Origin of the sequence: Brooklawnia sp. (genome assembly GCF_032229645.1) — a bacterium.
Lineage (GTDB): Bacteria > Actinomycetota > Actinomycetes > Propionibacteriales > Propionibacteriaceae > Brooklawnia.
The window spans coordinates 1,311-5,032 of record NZ_JAVTWX010000113.1; the positions used below are offsets into that span (position 1 = coordinate 1,311).

Annotated in this window: 2 protein-coding genes; both read left to right on the forward strand. The window is 64.9% G+C overall.

Annotated features, from left to right (window positions below; genetic code table 11):
* Window positions 1-111: 111 nt before the first annotated feature.
* Window positions 112-2,202, forward strand: a complete 2,091-nt coding sequence (locus AAFP05_RS08325; RefSeq protein WP_341729393.1) for a DNA topoisomerase IV subunit B — start codon at window positions 112-114, stop codon at window positions 2,200-2,202.
* Entirely contained in the window at window positions 2,199-3,632 is a 1,434-nt protein-coding gene (locus AAFP05_RS08330) for an MFS transporter (RefSeq protein ID WP_341729394.1), read from the forward strand. The genes AAFP05_RS08325 and AAFP05_RS08330 overlap by 4 nt, the downstream gene beginning before the upstream one ends.
* The last annotated feature ends 90 nt before the right edge of the window (window positions 3,633-3,722 follow it).

Consider the following 3,722-nt stretch of genomic DNA (forward strand, 5'->3'; position numbering starts at 1 on the left):
CCACTCGCTTCAATCGTCTGTACTCGCCTTGCTCGTCCAGACTTCAATCGCCTCGGCAGCCGCAAGCGAGCTTGCGCTGCTCTCAGCTCAATCGTCTGTAAGCTCGACCCCGTGCCACCACGCCGTAACACCAGCTCGTCGAATGCGGCCCCGAGCCGTGACTACGAGGCGAAGAACCTCCTCGTCCTCGAAGGGCTGGAGGCGGTCCGCAAACGCCCCGCCATGTACATCGGATCAACTGATACCCGCGGGCTCATGCACTGTCTGTGGGAGATCATCGACAACGCGGTGGACGAGGCCCTCGCCGGATTCGGCGACTCCATCGAGATCAAACTGCTCGCCGACGGCTCCGTCTTCGTCTCCGATCAGGGACGTGGCATCCCGGTCGACATCGAGCCACGCACCGGCCTGGTCGGGGTCGAGGTCGTCTACACCAAGCTGCACGCCGGCGGAAAGTTCGGCACCGGCAACTACAACGTGGCCGGTGGCCTGCACGGCGTCGGCGCCTCAGTCGTCAACGCGCTGAGTTGCCGGCTCGACGTCGAGGTCGACCGCAACGGCGCCACCTGGGCAATGAGCTTCCGCAGAGGCGCCCCCGGTATCTTCGACGGCGACGGGCCGGACGCCGGGTTCACCCCTCAACACGGACTGCGCAAGATCGGCAAGGTTGCGCGCGACCGCACCGGGACCCGGGTGCGCTACTGGCCGGATCGGCAGATCTTCCTCGCCGGTGCCCAACTCTCCCTGGGCAACCTCACCGAACGCGCCCGTCAGACCAGCTTCCTGGTGCCGGGGCTCGAACTGGTCGTCACCGACGAACGCGGCGAAGAGCCGATGACCGAAGATTTCAAGCACGACGGCGGCATCTCCGAATTCACCGAGTACCTCTCCAACGACCCGCCGGTCACCGATGTGATCCGCATCCAGGGCCACGAGTCGTTCACAGAAACCGTCCCCATGCTGGACGACCACGGTGCCATGACCCCCACCGACGTCGAGCGCGATCTGTTCATCGACATCGCGGTGCGGTGGGGCACCGGCTACGAGACGGTCGAACGCTCGTTCGTGAACATCGTCGCCACACCCAAGGGCGGCACTCACCTGCAGGGATTCGAACGCGGCCTGCTGAAGGCCTTTCTGTCGGGGCTCGACGGCACCCGGCTGCTTAAGAGCGGCGACGACATCGTCAAGGACGACGTGCTCGAGGGCATGACCGCCGTCGTCACCGTCCGGCTGCCCGAACCACAATTCGAGGGCCAGACCAAAGAGACCCTGGGCACCCCGCCGGTTTCCCGGCTGGTCGCCCAGGTCGTCGAGAGAGAACTCGGCGGCTTCCTCAATTCCACCAAGGCCGCCGAGCGCCCACAGGCTCGCCTGGTGATGGAAAAGGTCGTTAACGCGTCGCGTACCAGGGCGGCGGCTCGCGTCCACAAGGAGAATCAACGCCGCAAGACGGCGCTCGAATCGTCCAGCCTGCCGCCCAAACTGAAGGACTGCCACTCGCCTTCGGTCGACAGCGCCGAACTGTTCATCGTCGAGGGTGACTCCGCGCTCGGCACCGCGAGCCGAGCCCGCAATTCCGAGTTCCAGGCGCTGCTGCCGATCCGCGGCAAGATCCTCAATGTCCAAAAGGCCAGCGTCGCCGACATGCTGAAAAATGCCGAGTGCGCGTCCATCATTCAGGTGGTGGGGGCAGGCTCGGGCAAGACCTTCGATCTCGACCAAGCGCGCTACGGCAAGATCATCTTCATGGCGGACGCGGACTCCGACGGCGCCCACATCCGCTGCCTGCTGGCCACCCTCTTTTTTCGCTACATGCGCCCGATGGTGGAGGCGGGCCGGGTCTACTCGGCGGTGCCGCCGCTGCACCGCTTCGAGCTGATCAACCCGAAGCGCGGCATGGAGAAGTACATCTACACCTATTCGGATCCTGAGTATCAGCGCAAGCTGGCCGAACTCACCAAGAAAGGCCAGTCGTTCAAGGAGCCCCAGCGGTACAAGGGCCTGGGTGAGATGGACGCCGATCAGCTCGCCGACACCACCATGAATCCGCGTCGCCGGCTGCTGCGGCGGCTGACGGTGGACGATGCCGAGCAGGCCGAACGGACCTTCGAGATGCTGATGGGCAATGAGGTCGGGCCCCGCAAGGAGTTCATCATCGAGGGCGCCTATCAACTCGACGACGATCGGATCGACGCGTGAGCACGGCCCCGGCCGCCGACGCCCCATCGGCATCCTCGGCATCCGGAGAACCGGCGACCGCGCTCGGACGTGCCAAGCAGACATCCAAGACAAGGATCGTCAGCTGGGCGATGTGGGACTGGGGTACCCAACCGTTCAACACCGTCATCATCACGTTCGTCTTCGCGGTCTACCTGACCAGCTCGTCATTCGGCGACACGAACTTCACCTCTCAGGCGCTCTCGGGGGCCACCGCGATCGCGGGGCTCGCTGTCGCATTGGCGGCCCCGGTGCTGGGGCAGACCGCCGACCGTAGCGGACGCACGGTCACGGTGTTGCGCGCTCTCACCTGGACGCTGGCGCTGATCTCGGCGGCTCTTTACTTCGTGAAACCCGAACCGGCTTACCTGTGGCTGGGGCTTTGCCTGCTCGCCGCCGGATCGATCATCAGCGAAATCGCCGGAGTGAACTACAACTCGCTGCTCGATGAGGTGGCAGGTGAGGCCAACGTCGGCCGGGTCTCGGGCTTCGGCTGGGGCATGGGCTATCTCGGCGGCATCCTTGTGCTGCTGGTCATCTATTTCGGTTTCATCCAGCCCGAGGTCGGCTGGTTCGGCGTGACAGGCGATCACAGCCTGGACATTCGCGTCTCGATGATCGTCTGCGCGCTGTGGACGCTGGTCTTCACCATCCCGACCTTCGTCAGCCTGCACGACCGGCCCCGCACCCAGCGACCCCCGATCCCGGGCATCGAGGCCTATCGAGACAGGCAGCCGCGCTGGATCTGGACCTGGCTGGCGCCGGTGGCGGCCTCCTACGCCGAATTGTTCGCGACGATCCGGCGATTGTGGACCAGTAGCCGGCACACCGTCTATTTCCTCTTCGCTTCGGCGCTGTTCCGTGACGGGCTTGCCGGTGTCTTCGCCTTCGGCGCGGTGATCGCGGCGGGGACCTTCGGGTTCAGCAGCGGCGATGTGGTGGTCTTCGGGGCCGCCGCGAATATCGTCGCGGGATTGTCGACCATCGTCTTCGGTCTGCTGGACGACAAGATCGGCCCCAAGCGGGTCATCGTGATCGCGCTCGTCGCCTTGGTGGCGATGGGAACCGTGATCTTCGTGCTGCACGACCGAGGAGCGGTGGTCTTCTGGATCGCAGGCCTGATCATGTGCATGTTCGTTGGGCCGGCGCAATCGGCGTCCCGAAGCTTCCTGGCAAGGCTGATCCCGCAGGGCAAGTCCGGCGAGGTCTTCGGTCTCTACGCGACCACCGGGCGCGTGGTCTCCTTCCTGTCACCGGCGCTGTTCGGGGTCGCCATTTGGCTGGGGGCACGCGTCACCGGTCAGCAGAACACGCAGTATTGGGGGATCCTCGGCATCGTGGTGGTGCTGCTGATCGGCCTGGCGGCGATGATTCCGGTCAAGGAGCACACCGAGCACGGCCGGGGCCTGTGAGTGAGCGTGACAAACTACATGCGATAGGCGCCTAATCGGGTCGCTAAATCGATTCAGCAGGGCCAGGCAGTGTGAATCGCATGTAGTTAG